Genomic DNA, 14,089 nt, shown 5'->3' with positions numbered 1-14,089 from the left:
CCGTCGGCTCCGCCGCCCTGACCGTCGCAACGACCTGGGCCGCCCAGACGAGCGGCCGCCGGCTCTTCGGCCTCACCCGCTTCGACCGAGGCACCGGCGCGGCAGCGACGGCCCTGGCCATCCTCGGCTGGGACGCCATCTACTACTGGAACCACCGCCTCTCCCATGAGTCCCGCTGGCTCTGGGCGGTCCACGTCGTGCACCACTCGAGCGAGCGCTACAACCTGTCGACCGCGCTCCGCCAGCCGGTGGCCGAGGGCGTGACCCTCACCGTCCCCTACGGTTTGCTCGCCCTCGCCGGCATCCGCCCCTCGGTCATCGAGAACGCCCGCGCCCTCAACCTCATCTACCAGTTCTGGATCCACACCGAGGCCGTCCGCTCCATCGGCTGGCTCGAGAAGGTGCTCAACACCCCGAGCCACCACCGCGTCCACCACGGGGTGAACCGCCAGTACCTCGATCGCAACCACGGCTCGATCCTCATCCTCTGGGACAAGCTCTTCGGCACCTTCGAGCCCGAGGGCGAGCGCGTCGTCTACGGGCTCACCACGAACATCGACACCTTCAACCCGGCCCGCATCGCCACCCACGAGTGGCGCGACATCGCCCGGGACATCGCGGCCGCTACGACGTGGCGCGACCGGTTCGGCTTCCTCCTCCGCGGCCCGGGCTGGGCGTCCGAGCGCCGCAAGCAGCTCACCACCACCTGAGCACCCGCGGGGTCAGCGGGCGGGCGCAGAACCAGCCCAGCGGCATACGGAAAATGCTTGTTCCGTATGCCGCTGAGCTCAGTTGCGAGACAATGTGACCCGGCGAGTGGGTTGGGTCGCGCTCAGCGCGTCTCGTAGACCGCGTTGCGGATGGTCTCGACGACGGACTTCACACCTCGGGCTTGGTGTCACCCGGCCGGTCGCCCTCGTTGGAGACCATGACTGGCACGTTGTGCTGCGGAGGCCCTCAAGCGGAGGGGTGCGCGATGCCGGCAATGGCTCCGGCGAGCAGGTCGACGTACTCCTCGGGTCCCCAGTTGGGATAGATCTGCGAGCCAACGATCATCCCGTCGGACATCGCAACGACCAGGCTCGCGAGGTCCTCGGCGGTGTCCGGCCCCAGCTCGCCGGGCACGATTTGCGTCATCCACGCCGTGATCATCCGATGGACCTGCTGTCGGACGTCGAGGTAGGCCTCTCGGGTCTTGACCTGGTCCTCGCTCGTGTCCAGCAGCACCTGCATGCCGATCCGCAGGAAGGCGGGCAGGTCGGCGAAGGTGCGCGTCGACTGTCCCAAAACCCGTCGCAGGCCCTCGGCGACCGTCGTCTCCGGCTCCACGTCCCATCGGGGAACGGACACGAGCCACGTGGCAAAGCTGGTGCGAATCACCTCGGCGAAGAGGTGGTCCTTGTCCTCGAAGTGCCAGTACACCGAGCTGACCGGGAGTCCGGATCGTTGGCAGACGCGCGCGATGGTCGTGCCGGCGATCCCGCGCTCCTTGACCAGCTCGGAGGCAGCGGCCATGATGCGGTCCCGAGAGCGCTCCGGAGGGGACGCACGGTTCTTCAACTGCGCCGTGGTGGCGCCACTCGCAGGAGCGTTCATGACGCCACCCCCAACGCCGTCAGATGCCGACCGAGTCCCTGCGACATGAGTGAGACGAGCCGCTTGACGTCCTTGGCGCCGGACGAACGGACCTGCAGGAGCAGCCCGTCCAACAGCATCATGTGGAAACGGGCGAGTCTCGTGGTGAGTTCGGGGTCGGCCTCGCAGGCGGCCGGGGACAGGACGGTGGCCCACCAGTCGCGGATGGCGGTCTCGGTGTCGTGCCGCACCTCCGCATAGAGCTTCCTCGCAGCAGGCTCCTTGACACGTTGCTGGAGCGTGAGCAGCAGACCGAGTGACCAGAACTGGGGGGAGGTTGTCAGCGTCTGGGCGGCCCTCTGGAAGCGCCGCTCGATCCGGTCGGTCATGTCGTCCGGCTCACTCGCCTTCACCCAGGTGGGCGCCGTGGCGCGCCATGACCGGTAGGAGTGGTCGAGCGTCGCAGCGAGCAGTTGGTCCTTGCTGCCAAAGTGCCAGTAGATCGAGCTCGCGGGGAGTCCCGTCGCCTCCTGCACCAACGCAACGGTCGTCCCGTCGTAACCTCGCTCGGCCGCGATCGCGAGGGTTGCCTCGAGAATCGCCAGACGGGACTCGTCGCCCTGCCGGTGCCGCCGCTCCGTCTTGCGCGCCATGTCCGTCGCTCCTCCAGTGGGGCGGCCTCTCTCCGACCGCCCTACGCCTCTTGAACCATTCCCTGTAGTACAACACTAGCCAGTAGGACCTCTCGCCAAGCCCCTCCAAGCCCACATGTCTCATAACCGCCACGGGGATCTTGCCGACGAGTGGCCTCATGACCTACCGTCACTGTAGTGAATGCTACAGAGTAGTAGCGGAAAGGTGAAGGTGTCACCGTGACCGAGCGGACAGCCACTCCTGCGACCTCAGCCATCGACCCCGCCCAGTATCGCGAGGTCATGGGTCATTATCCGACTGGCGTCACCGTCGTCACCGGAACGTCGCCCGACGGCGATCCGATCGGCATGGTGGTCGGGACCTTCACCGCGGTCTCCCTCGATCCCCCGCTCGTGGCCTTCATGCCGACCACGACGTCAGGGACGTATTCGCTGATGAGGGACTCAGCGGCATACTGCATCAACGTCTTGGCGCATGACCAACTTGACCTCTGCCGCTTCATGGCGGTCCCCCGCCCGGGCAAGTTCGACGACGTGGCGTGGAGCCCGTCTGACCACGGCGCCCCCGTGCTGCACGACGCCGTGGCGCACATCCACTGCAAGCCCCACGACGTCGTCACGGCCGGCGACCACTACATCGTGCTCTGCGAGGTGCAGGCGATGCAGGTCAACCGCCCGACGACGCCGCTGCTGTTCTTCCAGGGCGGCTATGGCGGCTTCAACACGCGCGGCATGACCGCCAAGGGCGACGCCGACCTCATCGAGGCCGTCCGCTTGGCCGAGGTGGCCCGGCCGCAGGCGCAGCGGGTGGCCCGCCTTCTCGGCTGTGAGGCGGCCGTGCTGGTCGCCGCCAACGACCATGAGCTCACCGTGGCGGTCACCGCCTACGGCGGAAGCGCAGAGGTCCTCGAACCACTCGGCGTGCGCGTGCCGCTCATGCCGCCGCTCGGGGAGGCCTACGTCGCGTGGACCGACGACGCGGCCGTCGAGGCCTGGCTCGCCCGCGGCTCAAGCCAGGACCCCGAGGTCGTCGACAAGTACCGCCGACGGCTGCAGGCCGTCCGGAGCCGCGGCTTCTCCCTGTCCCGACAGCGAGAGGACGACCACCCTCGCTACTCAGACCTCAAGGACGCGATGCGCGAGTACGCGGGCGGGGACCTGACGCCGGCACGAGAGCGCGCGGTCCGGAACGTCATCGCGGCGTCGTCCCCGTTCTTCGAGACGATCGACATCGAGGACGGGGAGTCCTACGATCTTGGCGCCATCGTCGTCCCCGTACTCGCCCCGGATGGCCGAGTTGCCTTGTGTCTCAGGGCAAGCCAACTTCCCCCGCGAGCATCGGCTTCCGTCGTGCGCGAGTGGGTCGACACCCTCAAGCAGGCGGCCGAGGACATTGCCGAGAAGCTGGACGAAGGCAATCGCAGCGCCTACACCAGCTACCTCCAGGCGATGCCCGGGGACTTCATGATGTGACGCCGGCACAGCGAACCGGCCACCCCGCGGCGGCGGGATGGCCGTTAGGTTGCCGCCAAAGCCGGGACGATTGCCTACCGCCCCACCGCCAGTTCGTTCCCGATGATCCAGCCCATGCCGAACGCCGACAGCAGTCCGTTGCCCGAGCTGTAGCCCGCAGAGTCCTTACCGGCCAACCCGACCGCGACTCCGCCGCCGGCGCGCAGGCCGGGGATGGTGGTGCCGTCGGTGCGCAGGACTTGGCCGGTGGTGTCGATGGCGGCGCCCCCCTGGGTGGTCAGGACGCCGTGGGTGAGCCAGGCGTAGTGGAACGGTCCGATGAGGGCGCGGCGCCCCGGCAGGGGTGTGAGGGCCTGTGCCAGAGCCATCGGGTCGAGCCTGAGCGCGTCGGCGAGGGTGGCCACGTCGGGGGCGGTCTGCAAGGCCCCGGCCTCCTGGGACTCGCGCATCATCTCGGAGTGCTGTGCTGTCTGCTGCGCCTCGGCGTCCCAGATCATCACGGCCCGCTCGTTGGGCTGGGCCTGGATGACTCCGGCGAGTCCGGAGTAGCCGTGGGCCTGCTCGTCGACGAAGCGCTGCCCGCGCCGGTTGACCAGGACCGCGCCGAGCCACGGCAGCGCCGGGTTGACCCGGGTGCCGTGCAGCGTCACCTGACCGTGCCGTAGGCACGCGCTCATGTTGCGGAACTCGGCCCCGAGCGGGCGCAGCCAGCCGATCGAGTCGCCAGTGGCGGTGCTGACGCCGCCGTGGAAGGGGTCGCCGAGCTCGGCGCAGAACTCCTGCATCAGAGCCCGGTTGCCCGCGAACCCGTCGGTCGCCAGTACCGTCGTGCCGGCCGTGACGACCAGGTCGTTGCCGCCCTGCCGGCCGGTGACGCCGACGACCCGGCCGTCCTGCACGCGAAGCCCGGTCACAGGCGCCTCGTCGAGCAGGGCCACGTTGGGCCGGTCGGCGAGCTCCTTGCGGAGGTGCGTGATCAGCGGGCCGCCGCCGACGCGCGCGGGGTCGGCGTGCAGCCGCGGCACCGACATGCCCTTGCGGGCCATGTCGGTGCCGACGTCCATGGGGTAGCCGAGCTCGTCGGCGATCCACTGGACGTAATCGGGAGCGACCGCGCACAGTGCGGCCACGAGGGCGCGGTGCCGCTCGTCCCCCGAGTTGGACAGGATGTCGTCCGTATGCCGCTGAGCTGAGTCCTCGATACCGGCTGCCCTCTGGAAGCGGGTGCCTCCTGCAGCGAGGCTGCCGCTGGACACGCCGGCGTTGCAGCCCTCGGCCATGCTCTTCTCGAGCACGGCGACGACGACGTCAGGGTTCTCGGAGGCGCGCAGGGCCGTCATGACGCCGGCGGCGCCGGCGCCGGCCACGACGACGTCGACCTCGATGTCCTCTTGCACTGTTGGGGTCCCTTCGGGGTGAGGGTCGATCCAGCCGGTCGCTCGACCGGCTTCAGCTGTCGAGCGCGGCGGTGATGCCGTAGAAGTCCCGGGCCCGGTCGAGCAGCTCCCGCGGAGGCTGCTCGTGGTGGAAGCCCCGCCGTGACGGGATCAGGCCGGCCGAGCGGTACTGACGGGCCCGGAGCTCGGCCACCTGCAGGAGCGTGCCGAGCGAGTCGAGCACCGGCACGTCGTCCACGCGGCTGACGCCGTGGTCGGCGAGGAAGACATTGAGCGGTCCCTCCCCCGGCACGATGACCGTGGCGCCGGCGTCGATCGCCTCGCGCGCCGCGGCGCGGAACGCCTCGAGCAGGCCGTCCGGTTTGGCGTAGGCGGCCATGACGTCGGTGAACTCCGCGGCGACCTGCCGGATCGGGCCCACGACCTGGTCGAGACCGTAGGTGCGCAGGTTGCGGCGAAGCTGTGGCTCGAGGGCGCCGATGAAGTTGACGATGCCCACCGGTGACCCGAGCGTGGCCGCCATGAGGACTGAGGTGTGGCCGTAGGCGAGGACGGGGATGTCGACGACAGAGCGGCACTCCTCGTAGGCGGTGTCCGGGATGGTCGCGATGAGGAACGCGTCGTAGCCCTCGTCCTGCGCGCGCAGGGCGGCGTGGACGAACTGCTCCTTGTGCAGCCCGGACAGGTAGGCGTACTTGATGTGCGTGCCGGGATAGTCGCTCGGATAGGTGCCGGGCTTCATCCCGTGCAGGTGGACCTCGGTGTCCGGGGCGGCGACCTTGGCCAGGTGCCGCTCGAGCGCGTCCCGGTAGTGCGGGACGTCGTCGAGGACGGTGAAGCTCTGGTGCCAGATCTTCACGACCGCTCCCCCGCCGGCTGCAGGGCGGACAGGGAGGCCGCGTGCGCGCCGGCGATCTTGCCGAAGGTGGCACCGCGCAGCACGGAGGTCGAGCCGGTGTAGTTCGAGTAGTAGAGCCCGGTCATCTCACCGGCTGCGTAGAGCCCGGTGATGACACGCCCGTCGCGGTCGATGACCCGGGAGGTCGCGTCGACCTTGAGCCCGCCGAAGGTGAACACGTTGGCGCACATGATCGGGTAGGCGATGAACGGGCCGGACTGGATCGGGCTGGCCCAGTTGGACTTCGGCGGCGTGACGCCATCGGTCGCGAGCCCGTCCGGCCGGGTCGGGTCCCACTCCCCGTCGGGGCAGGCGGCGTTGTAGGCGGCCACCGTGGCCTCGAGCGTGGCCGGGTCGACCTCGATCTTTGCGGCGAGCTCGGCGATCGTGTCCGCCCGGACCGGCGACTCCTCGGAGCGGATCGCGGTCTTGAGGTTGGGGATGGCCTGCCCTGCGGCATCGAGGATCATCCACGCGATGCCGCGCGGCTGGCCCTGGATGTCCCGGGTCGTCCGCTCGTACCACGCGTCGATCGGTCCGCGGGCCTCGTCGACGAACCGCTCCCCGTTGACGTTGACGAGGATCCCGTAGGTGAAGGCCATGATCGCGGCCTCGGGATCCGGTGAGCGCGGGTCGACCGGCTCCGCGTGGAAGAGGGCGAAGTTGCCGGCGGTCGCGGCACCGGCGGCCATCGCCATCTCGATGCCCTCGCCCTTGTTGTAGTTGCCGCCGCGGGCGACGGGGCGGGCGAGCATGCCCAGCGGCCCGTGGTAGCGGGCCATCAGCTCGGCGTTGCCCTGGTAGCCGCCACTGGCGAGGACGACGGTGCCAGTGAAGACCTGGCGGGCGCCGGTGGCATCGACCGCCTCCACACCGGTCACTCGTCCGTTGTCGTCGACGCGGAGGGTCCGGGCGGTGGTCTGGAAGTGGAAGTCGACCCCGAGCGCGCGAGCCTTGGCCCCCAGGGTCTCGACGAGGGCGAGCCCGCCGCCGACCGGCGCCATCCGGGTGGTCGAGACGGTCAGGAACAGCGTCGGCAGCTGCCCGAAGCTGATCCCGTGGCCCTCGAGCCAGCGGAGCGTCGGCCCGGCGTTGTCCTCGAACGTGGCGACGTAGTCGAGGTCGACCACCTGATGCGAGCGCAGCAACGGGTTGCGGCGCTCCCAGTCGAGGCCCGAGTCGGCCGTGATGCCGGGGTCCGGGTGGCCCATGAAATCATCGACGATGGTGTCGGCGAGCCCGTCGGAGACCTCGTCGAGCGACTTCATCCGCAGGTACGCCTCGGTGTAGCGGGTGTTGCCGCCAGTCTCCTGCTCGGTCGCCCGGTCGAGCAGCGCGACGCGGGCGCCGTTCTCGGTCGCGGACAGCGCCGCGGACAGCCCCGCGATGCCACCGCCGACGACAACCACGTCGTAGCGCTGCTTGAGCGCGGTCATGACCAGCTCCCGATGACCTCGTCGGCGGTGGTGACGGTGCCGAAGAGCGGCAGCGTCTTGGCGAACGCGAACTCGTGGATCGCCTGGTCTGGTGCGGCACACAGGTCCTCGACGATGCTCACCTGCAGGCCGCTGTCCGAGGCGTGCCGGGCCGTGGACTCGACGACCAGGTGGGTGGCGATGCCCCCGAGCACGACGTGCGTGATGCCCTCGGCCGCCAGCACGTCGCGCAGCGGCGTGCCGATGAAGGCGTTGACCGCGCCCTTGTCGATGACCGGCTCGTCCTCGAGCGGTGCGAGCTCGGCGACGAACTCCGTCTCCGGGTTGCCCCGCTTCATCTTCTGGTTCGTCGGGTAGCCGTCGAACCGAGCGAGCCGGTTGGTGCGCAGCCCGTAGGTCGGGTCGAACGCGAGCCGGACATGGAAGACCTTGACCCCGGCGGCGCGGGCCGCCTCGAGGACCCGCTTGGCCGTGGAGAGCACGTCGCGCTCCCGGACCTGGGCCGCCAGCGGCGGGGCCAGGCACAGCTCGCCCTCTTGGGCCAGGGCCACCTGGTAGTCGAGCATCAGCAGCGCCGTATTCGTGGACATTACGTGTATCTCCTTGACAGACAATCGGTTTGGAACTTCACCAGGCGGACCAGCCGCCGTCGACGTAGATGACCTGACCGGTCATGTACGACGAGGCGGGTGAGGCGAGCAGAACGAGGGGGCCGGCGAGGTCGGCGGCGGGGTCACCAAGGCGCCCGAGCATGGTGCGCTCGGCGAACCACGCCAGGCGCTCGGGGTCGTCACCGAGAGGTGCAGTCATCGCGGTCGGGTAGAACACCGCGGGCGCCAGGGCGTTGACCGTGACTCCGGTGCGGCCGAGCTCACTGGCCAGGGAGCGGGTGACGTTGACGACGGCGGCCTTGGACGCGTAGTACGCGCTCTCCGGGACGGGCCCGACCCTCTCGGCATAGACAGTGGTGACGTTGACGATGCGGCCCCAACCCGAGGCCGCCAGGCGCGGGCCGAACTCGCGCCCGACGAGCCAGCACCCCGACACGTTGACGCGCATGACCCGCTCGAAGTCGTCGAGCGAGGTCTGCTCGATTTCGCGGCGGAGCATGATGCCGGCCGCGTTGACCACGACGTCGACCCGCCCGTGCCGCGCCATGACCGAGTCGGCCAGCGCACGAACGGAGTCCTCGTTCGTCACGTCAACTGCGTGCACTGAGGCGCTGTCCCCGCACCGGCTGCCCGTCTCGGCGACCTTGTCCGCCTGCGAGTCGAGGTCCGCTACCGCGACCGTGGCGCCATGCTCGGACAGCGCCATCGCGGCGCGCTCGCCGAGACCGCCCGTCGCGGCGCCGATCACCACGGCCACCCGACCGGTCAGATCGAAGAGGTTGCTCACCACTCGAGCTCACTCTCCTCCGCCGCGGCCGCAGTGCCCGCCACCCGCCCGAAGATGGCGGACTTCCCGATGGAGGTGCCGGTCATGTACCCGGCGCCGTGGAAGCCGCCCACGAGCTCACCGGCCGCGTACAGCCTCGGGATCGGGTCACCGAAGACGTCCAGGACGCGCATCGACGTGTCCACGGTGACCCCGCAGTACGTCGCGAGCACCACGGTGCCTGAGAGCTGGGCGTGGAACGGGGGCGTGTCGATCGGCGTGCGCTGCCCCACCCCGCCGACCAGGTGCACCCGGCCGAGCGGATCCGGCTCGCCCGCGGCGATCCGAGAGTTGTAGTCCGCGACGGTGGCCTCAAGCACACCGGGATCGGTGCCCAGGCGCGTCGCGAGCTCCTCGATGGTGTCGGCCGTCTCGAGCATCTCAGCCCGCTCCCGCCCGCCGAAGTCGTAGATGGGGACCTCGTCGTTCGAGGCAGCCATGACCTTGGCGTCGAAGACCTGCCAGGTCCGCGCCGTCGGCTGGGCCAGACTGGCGTCGCCCAGCGCCTTGTAGGGGATCGACTCGTCGACGAACCGGCGACCGTGCCGGTTGACGGCGATCGCGCCCTTGTACACCGCGAGGATGCCGGTGCCGTCCTCGCCGGGGTGCGGCTCGTGGAAGATCCCGTAGGTGCCTTTGACGTAGGGCAGGTCCCGCAGGCCCGCGCCGAGCTTCATCGCCATCCGCAGGCCGTCACCGTGGTTGCCCTCGCCGCCCGCCAGCAGGGCCTGTGCCATCTGCGGGGCGAACCGCTCGAGCATCGCCCGGTCCCGGGAGAAGCCCCCGGTCGCCAGGACGACCGCGTCCGCCAGCACCTCGCGGGTCACGCCGTCGCGCTCGACGAGGACACCCGTCACGCGCGAGCCATCATGCAGGATCCGTTTGACGTCGGCGCCCAGGACCAGCCGAGCCCCCAGCCGCCCGGCCGCCGAGAAGAGCGCTCGCAGCATCGCCGTCGTGTCAGTCGGGTGCGATCGCGGCGCCGACTGCCCCGAGGCCGCATGAATGTGCCCATAGCGCACCCCGTGCCCCTTGAGCCAGCGATAGGTGCCCAACTGCTCGTCGCAGTAGAGGTCGACGAGGGCCTCGTCATTGACGTGCCCACCCACCTCGAGCAGGTCCTTGCGCAGCAGCTCCACCGAGTCCGCGATCCCCTGCGCGACCTGCTCGTCCGTCCCCACGAAGGCTGACAGCCCCGCAGAGCGCACGGTCGAGCCGCCAAACGCCGCCGTCTTCTCCAGCAGCACGGCGTACTGGCCTGCCTCCGCCGCAGCCAGCAGCGCCGCAGCGCCCGCCAATCCCCCACCGAGCACGAGCACGCCGATCCGCTCCGGCAGGGCGTCATCGACCGGCAGGCCGGCCGGCGGAATTCCCGGCTCCTCTCTCATGCGGTCCGCCCGGGGCTGTCGAAATGGGCCTCCGCTGCGGAGAACTGGGGCAGGTTGAAGAGCGCTTGGCGCTCCTCCCACGTGGCGATCCGGTCGACGTAGGATCCGGTCTCGCCGGTCGTGCGCAGGTGGGCGAGCGCCTCGGCCCCTGTCCGGAGCATGGCTCGCATGAGGAAGTTCGCGAAAAGGACGACGCCGAAGCCCAGCTCCCGGTACTCGTCGAGGCTGAGCTGTGGTGTCTTGCCGCCCTCGACGACATTGACGACGAGTGGGACCCCATGCAGCTGTCGGCCGACGCGCTCGAGCTCCTCCACGGTGCGGGGCGCCTCGACGAAGATGACGTCGGCACCGGCGTCGACGTAGGCGTGCCCCCGACTGATCGCCTCGTCGATGTCGTGGACGCTGCGCGCGTCAGTGCGAGCAATGATGACGGTCGACGGGTCCTCCAGCGCCTGCCGGACCGCAACCAGCTTGGCCTGCATGTGCTCCGTGGGGATCAACGCATGGTGGTCGAAGTGGCCACAGCGCTTGGGCATCTGCTGGTCCTCGAGCTGGAGCGCTGCGGCGCCGGCTCGCTCCAGGCGGCGAGCCGCCCGCATCGCCATGACCGGGTTGCCGAAGCCGGTGTCCGCATCGACGACGAGGGGCAGATGGGTGGCCGACGCCAGCCGGTCGACGTGGTCCGCCACCTCACCGAGCGAGATCAGCCCGATGTCGGGAACGCCGTACTGCGCGTTGGCCAGCCCGGCACCGGTGGCGTAGGCGGCATCGAAGCCCGCCCTCTCGATGAGACGCACGCCGAGGCCGTCCGTGGCACCCGGCAGGACCAAGGTGCCGTCGGAGAGCAGGAATCGCAGCCGCTCGCGACGCTCGGTGAGGGTCGGCCCGTGGCCGACCCCCACCAGCGTCTCGGCGGCCCCGAAGGGTGCCGGGACGGTGGACACGATGGACTCAGGCCTCCTCGGCCGCGGGCAGCTTCGGGTCCGCGAGCGGGTGCATGATGCCGGGCGGGCGGCCCTGGCCGTCCGGGTGCGGCTGGTGTCCCCAGACTGCGGTCCGGTCGTAGACCCGCGGGATCCAGGTCTCCTCGTCCACCTCCAGGCCTCCGAAGCCGTACTCGACGTGGAACGAGCTCGGCGTCGAGTGGTAGAAGCTGAACTGCTGGTCGTTGGAGTGCCGGCCAATCGTCAGGGTGATCGGGACGCCCATCTCCTGGGCGATCTCGTAGCCGGTGCCCACGTCGTCGACCGAGTTGACCTGGATCATCAGGTGGTTGAGGCCAGCGACCCCAGGCGGGCACTGCCCGAGCGCCAGCGTGTGGTGGCGCGCGTTGCAGTGGTAGAAGCGAGCGTTGAGCCGGCCGGGGACGATGATCTTGTCCGACAGACGAAAGCCGAGCCTGGTGAAGAACTCGTGTCCCGCCTCGATGTCCGGCATGAGCAGCAGCACGTGCCCCAGTCCCTGCTGACCGGTGACGAAGCCGGAGATCGACCGACCGGGCACGAAGGACGAGCGCACATGGCTCTGTCCCCAGGTCACCTCGTGGCGGAAGCCCCACGGGTCGGTGAACACGAGGATCCGGTTGACGGCCCGGGCCTCGGCGAGCTCGGCATCGCCGCGCTCACTGCTGACGCCGAGGTCCGCGAGCGCCTTCTCGACGCGGTCGAGGTCCTCCTCGTAGTCGACCCCCCACCCGATGTAGGCGGTCTCGTCCTGCTCGCCCGGGTGGATCTGAATCCGCCACAGCGCGTCGTCGAACTTGATTCGCACAGCGCCGTCGGGACCGGGGTCGGTCACCATGGCACCCCAGAACTTCGTGGCCATCTCGGGCCACTCGTCCTTCTTCGGTGAGTTGACGCCGAGGTAGGCAAGTGACGTGATCATCGTTGATCTTCCTTCTGGTGGGTCTCGGTGGTCTCGGTGGTGTTGGAGGTCAGGCGAAGACGGGCGGGAGCGACGGCTCGCCGCCGAGGTCGTTGGTGGCCCACTCGACAGAGATGGCCTCGGAGACGTTGCAGATGTGGACCAGGCCGGACTGCATGTCTCGCCAGTAGCGCTCATTCGGGTGGCGCTCATGGATGCCCTGGGCGCCGCTCATCTTGTAGAGCCGGTCGACCGCGTCGACGGCACGGTGGACCGCACGGACCCCGTTGCGGCGGATCGTGAGTCGCTGGGTCCACGTGACGTCACCACCCTTCTCGACGTGGTCGAACAGCTCCTTCATGTCGTTGAGCAGCACCAGGCGAGATGCAGCGACGTCGGCGGAAGCCTCCGCGTAGACGTTGAGCTGGATCGGGTCGTTCTTCGCGACGCGGCCGTCCGCCGACACGCGCTGCTCCATGTAGGAGCGGTAGGTGTCGAGCGCGCCGATGGCGATGCCGAGCGTTCCGGAGTTGATGGCAGCAGAGAAGACGACGGGGAACTTGAGCTTGTAGAGCGTCTTGCCGGGCTGCCGGTCCTCGTAGCCGCCGTTGCTCATCTTCATGGCATCCACGACCCGGTACTCCGGCACGAAGACGTCCGTCATCCGAACGTCCTTGGAGCCGGTCCCCTTGAGGCCCAGAACGTTCCACGAGTCCTCGACGATCTCGTAGTCCTTTCGCGGGATGACGAAGTGACGGATGTCGGGCGGCATCGTCGGCTGGCCGTCTTCACCGACCACCATGCCGCCGAGGATGACCCAGTCGGAGTGGTCCGTTCCGGTCGAGTACGGCCACTGGCCGGTGAAGAGGAAGCCGCCGTCGACCCGCTTCGCGCGGCCGAACGGTGCGTAGGGCGACGCGGTCCACGTGTCCGGGTCCTCCCCCCAGATCTCCTCCTGGAGGCGGGGGTCCATCATCGCGATCTCCCACGGGTGGACGCCGACGACGCCGGTGACCCAGCCCGCGGACGGGGAGGCCGCGCCCACTGTCATGGCGGCTTCCATGAACTCCACGGGGTGCGCTTCGTAGCCGCTCCACTCGGTCGGCTGGTAGAGGCGGATCACGCCGCTGTCACGGAGGACGTGGGCAGTCGCATCCGTGAGCTTCCCGAGGTCGTCGCTGAGCTTCGCCTCGCCCTTGAGGACTGAGACGTTCTCCTTGATGTTTCCAAGCACGTCGGTCATGGTTTGTCCTTCCCGCACGCCTTTCGGGCGTTCCTGCGGCAGTCAGTTGTTGGTGACGAAGTCGATGACGAGGCGGTTGAACTCCTGGGCGTGCTCGACCTGCGCCCAGTGGCCACAGCGGTTGAGCAGGACGGCCCGCGAGTTCGGGATGTGGGCGAGGAGCAGAAGAGTGTTCTCGTAGTGGACGACGCGGTCGTCCCGACCGTGGATGAGCAGCGTCGGCACCTGCACGTTGGGCAGGTCCTCGAGGCGGAACCACTTGGCAATCGGTCCGCCCTTGGCGAAGCCGTCAAGGTAGTTGGCCAGGTGCTGGGGGTGCGCCTTGGCGTTCTCGGCGCGCTCCGCGGCCAGCTCCGGCGTGGCGAAGCGTGCGCTGTCGTAGGTCATCACCTCGGTGAGTCGGGTCATCGACTCCACTGAGGGGGCGCGGTAGGCAGCGACGAGGGTCTTCATGCCCTCGGACAGGCCGCCGGCCGGCGAGAAGAGCTTCGGCTGCGGGCCGGACCCGGGGCCCATGGTGATCACGTGGCTCACTCGCTCCGGGTACTCGGTGGCCAGTCGCAGCGTGGTGATTCCACCCATGGAGTTGCCGACGAAGGCGGCCTGCTCAATGCCCAGGGCATCGAGGAGCTGAACCGCCGCCTTGGCGTGGTCCATCTCGTCCCGGGTGACAGCGTCTGACCTGCCCCAGCCCGGCATGTCGGGAGCGATGACGTGGAAGTGCTC

At 69.4% G+C, this 14,089-nt stretch carries 14 protein-coding genes; 2 read left to right on the top strand and 12 right to left on the bottom strand.

What is annotated here, in order from left to right; all coding sequences use genetic code 11:
* The coding region (locus VIR15_RS01725; RefSeq protein WP_331925744.1) for a sterol desaturase family protein at positions 1-710 on the top strand (710 nt) is incomplete at its 5' end.
* Between the two features lie 247 nt (positions 711-957).
* On the opposite strand, the gene VIR15_RS01720 is transcribed toward VIR15_RS01725, so the two are convergent.
* Together VIR15_RS01720 and VIR15_RS01715 are read right to left on the bottom strand one after the other, a co-directional pair.
* Positions 958-1,596: a TetR/AcrR family transcriptional regulator gene (locus VIR15_RS01720; protein WP_331925743.1), complete on the bottom strand. Its 639-nt coding sequence runs from the start codon at positions 1,594-1,596 to the stop codon at positions 958-960.
* Positions 1,593-2,228, bottom strand: coding sequence for a TetR/AcrR family transcriptional regulator (locus VIR15_RS01715; protein WP_331925742.1), 636 nt, complete (start codon positions 2,226-2,228; stop codon positions 1,593-1,595). The genes VIR15_RS01720 and VIR15_RS01715 overlap by 4 nt, the downstream gene beginning before the upstream one ends.
* A gap of 219 nt (positions 2,229-2,447) precedes the next feature.
* Here VIR15_RS01715 and VIR15_RS01710 point away from each other — a divergent pair, with 219 nt between their 5' ends.
* Positions 2,448-3,701, top strand: a complete 1,254-nt coding sequence (locus tag VIR15_RS01710; protein ID WP_331925741.1) for a flavin reductase — start codon at positions 2,448-2,450, stop codon at positions 3,699-3,701.
* A 74-nt stretch (positions 3,702-3,775) separates the two neighbouring features.
* Here VIR15_RS01710 and VIR15_RS01705 read toward each other — a convergent pair whose 3' ends face one another.
* The 10 genes from VIR15_RS01705 to VIR15_RS01660 all read right to left on the bottom strand — a co-directional run.
* Complete coding sequence (locus VIR15_RS01705) at positions 3,776-5,098, bottom strand: FAD-binding protein (protein ID WP_331925740.1); 1,323 nt, start codon at positions 5,096-5,098, stop codon at positions 3,776-3,778.
* A gap of 52 nt (positions 5,099-5,150) precedes the next feature.
* The gene (locus VIR15_RS01700) at positions 5,151-5,957 is read right to left on the bottom strand and encodes an aspartate/glutamate racemase family protein (RefSeq protein WP_331925739.1); all 807 of its coding nucleotides are present in this window, start codon (positions 5,955-5,957) and stop codon (positions 5,151-5,153) included.
* Positions 5,954-7,432: an FAD-dependent tricarballylate dehydrogenase TcuA gene (gene tcuA / locus VIR15_RS01695; RefSeq protein ID WP_331925738.1), complete on the bottom strand. Its 1,479-nt coding sequence runs from the start codon at positions 7,430-7,432 to the stop codon at positions 5,954-5,956. Before tcuA ends, VIR15_RS01700 begins: the two co-directional genes overlap by 4 nt.
* Positions 7,429-8,022: a cysteine hydrolase family protein gene (locus VIR15_RS01690; RefSeq protein ID WP_331925737.1), complete on the bottom strand. Its 594-nt coding sequence runs from the start codon at positions 8,020-8,022 to the stop codon at positions 7,429-7,431. The genes tcuA and VIR15_RS01690 overlap by 4 nt, the downstream gene beginning before the upstream one ends.
* Positions 8,023-8,059: 37 nt before the next feature.
* Positions 8,060-8,830, bottom strand: coding sequence for an SDR family NAD(P)-dependent oxidoreductase (locus tag VIR15_RS01685; protein ID WP_331925736.1), 771 nt, complete (start codon positions 8,828-8,830; stop codon positions 8,060-8,062).
* Positions 8,827-10,257: an FAD-dependent oxidoreductase gene (locus tag VIR15_RS01680; RefSeq protein ID WP_331925735.1), complete on the bottom strand. Its 1,431-nt coding sequence runs from the start codon at positions 10,255-10,257 to the stop codon at positions 8,827-8,829. Before VIR15_RS01680 ends, VIR15_RS01685 begins: the two co-directional genes overlap by 4 nt.
* Complete coding sequence (locus tag VIR15_RS01675) at positions 10,254-11,201, bottom strand: isocitrate lyase/PEP mutase family protein (protein ID WP_331925734.1); 948 nt, start codon at positions 11,199-11,201, stop codon at positions 10,254-10,256. The genes VIR15_RS01680 and VIR15_RS01675 overlap by 4 nt, the downstream gene beginning before the upstream one ends.
* A 7-nt stretch (positions 11,202-11,208) precedes the next feature.
* Entirely contained in the window at positions 11,209-12,141 is a 933-nt protein-coding gene (locus VIR15_RS01670) for a VOC family protein (protein ID WP_331925733.1), read from the bottom strand.
* Between the two features lie 49 nt (positions 12,142-12,190).
* Entirely contained in the window at positions 12,191-13,363 is a 1,173-nt protein-coding gene (locus VIR15_RS01665; protein WP_331925732.1) for an acyl-CoA dehydrogenase family protein, read from the bottom strand.
* 42 nt (positions 13,364-13,405) lie between these two features.
* Positions 13,406-14,089, bottom strand: a 684-nt coding sequence (locus tag VIR15_RS01660; protein ID WP_331925731.1) for an alpha/beta fold hydrolase, incomplete at its 5' end; no start/stop codon positions are given.

The sequence above is a fragment of the Intrasporangium sp. genome, assembly GCF_036566125.1.
In the GTDB taxonomy this organism is placed as follows: Bacteria; Actinomycetota; Actinomycetes; order Actinomycetales; family Dermatophilaceae; genus Intrasporangium.
Note: the sequence above shows the minus strand (reverse complement) of the source record. Positions and strands in the feature narration are given on the sequence as shown.

What these genes read in the sequence shown, in the direction of transcription:
- VIR15_RS01720 (WP_331925743.1), bottom strand. Translation starts at nt 1,596, where the DNA reads ATGAACGCTCCTGCGAGTGGCGCCACCACGGCGCAGTTGAAGAACCGT.
- VIR15_RS01715 (WP_331925742.1), bottom strand. Translation starts at nt 2,228, where the DNA reads ATGGCGCGCAAGACGGAGCGGCGGCACCGGCAGGGCGACGAGTCCCGT.
- tcuA (WP_331925738.1), bottom strand. Translation starts at nt 7,432, where the DNA reads ATGACCGCGCTCAAGCAGCGCTACGACGTGGTTGTCGTCGGCGGTGGC.
- VIR15_RS01690 (WP_331925737.1), bottom strand. Translation starts at nt 8,022, where the DNA reads ATGTCCACGAATACGGCGCTGCTGATGCTCGACTACCAGGTGGCCCTG.
- VIR15_RS01680 (WP_331925735.1), bottom strand. Translation starts at nt 10,257, where the DNA reads ATGAGAGAGGAGCCGGGAATTCCGCCGGCCGGCCTGCCGGTCGATGAC.
- VIR15_RS01670 (WP_331925733.1), bottom strand. Translation starts at nt 12,141, where the DNA reads ATGATCACGTCACTTGCCTACCTCGGCGTCAACTCACCGAAGAAGGAC.
- VIR15_RS01665 (WP_331925732.1), bottom strand. Translation starts at nt 13,363, where the DNA reads ATGACCGACGTGCTTGGAAACATCAAGGAGAACGTCTCAGTCCTCAAG.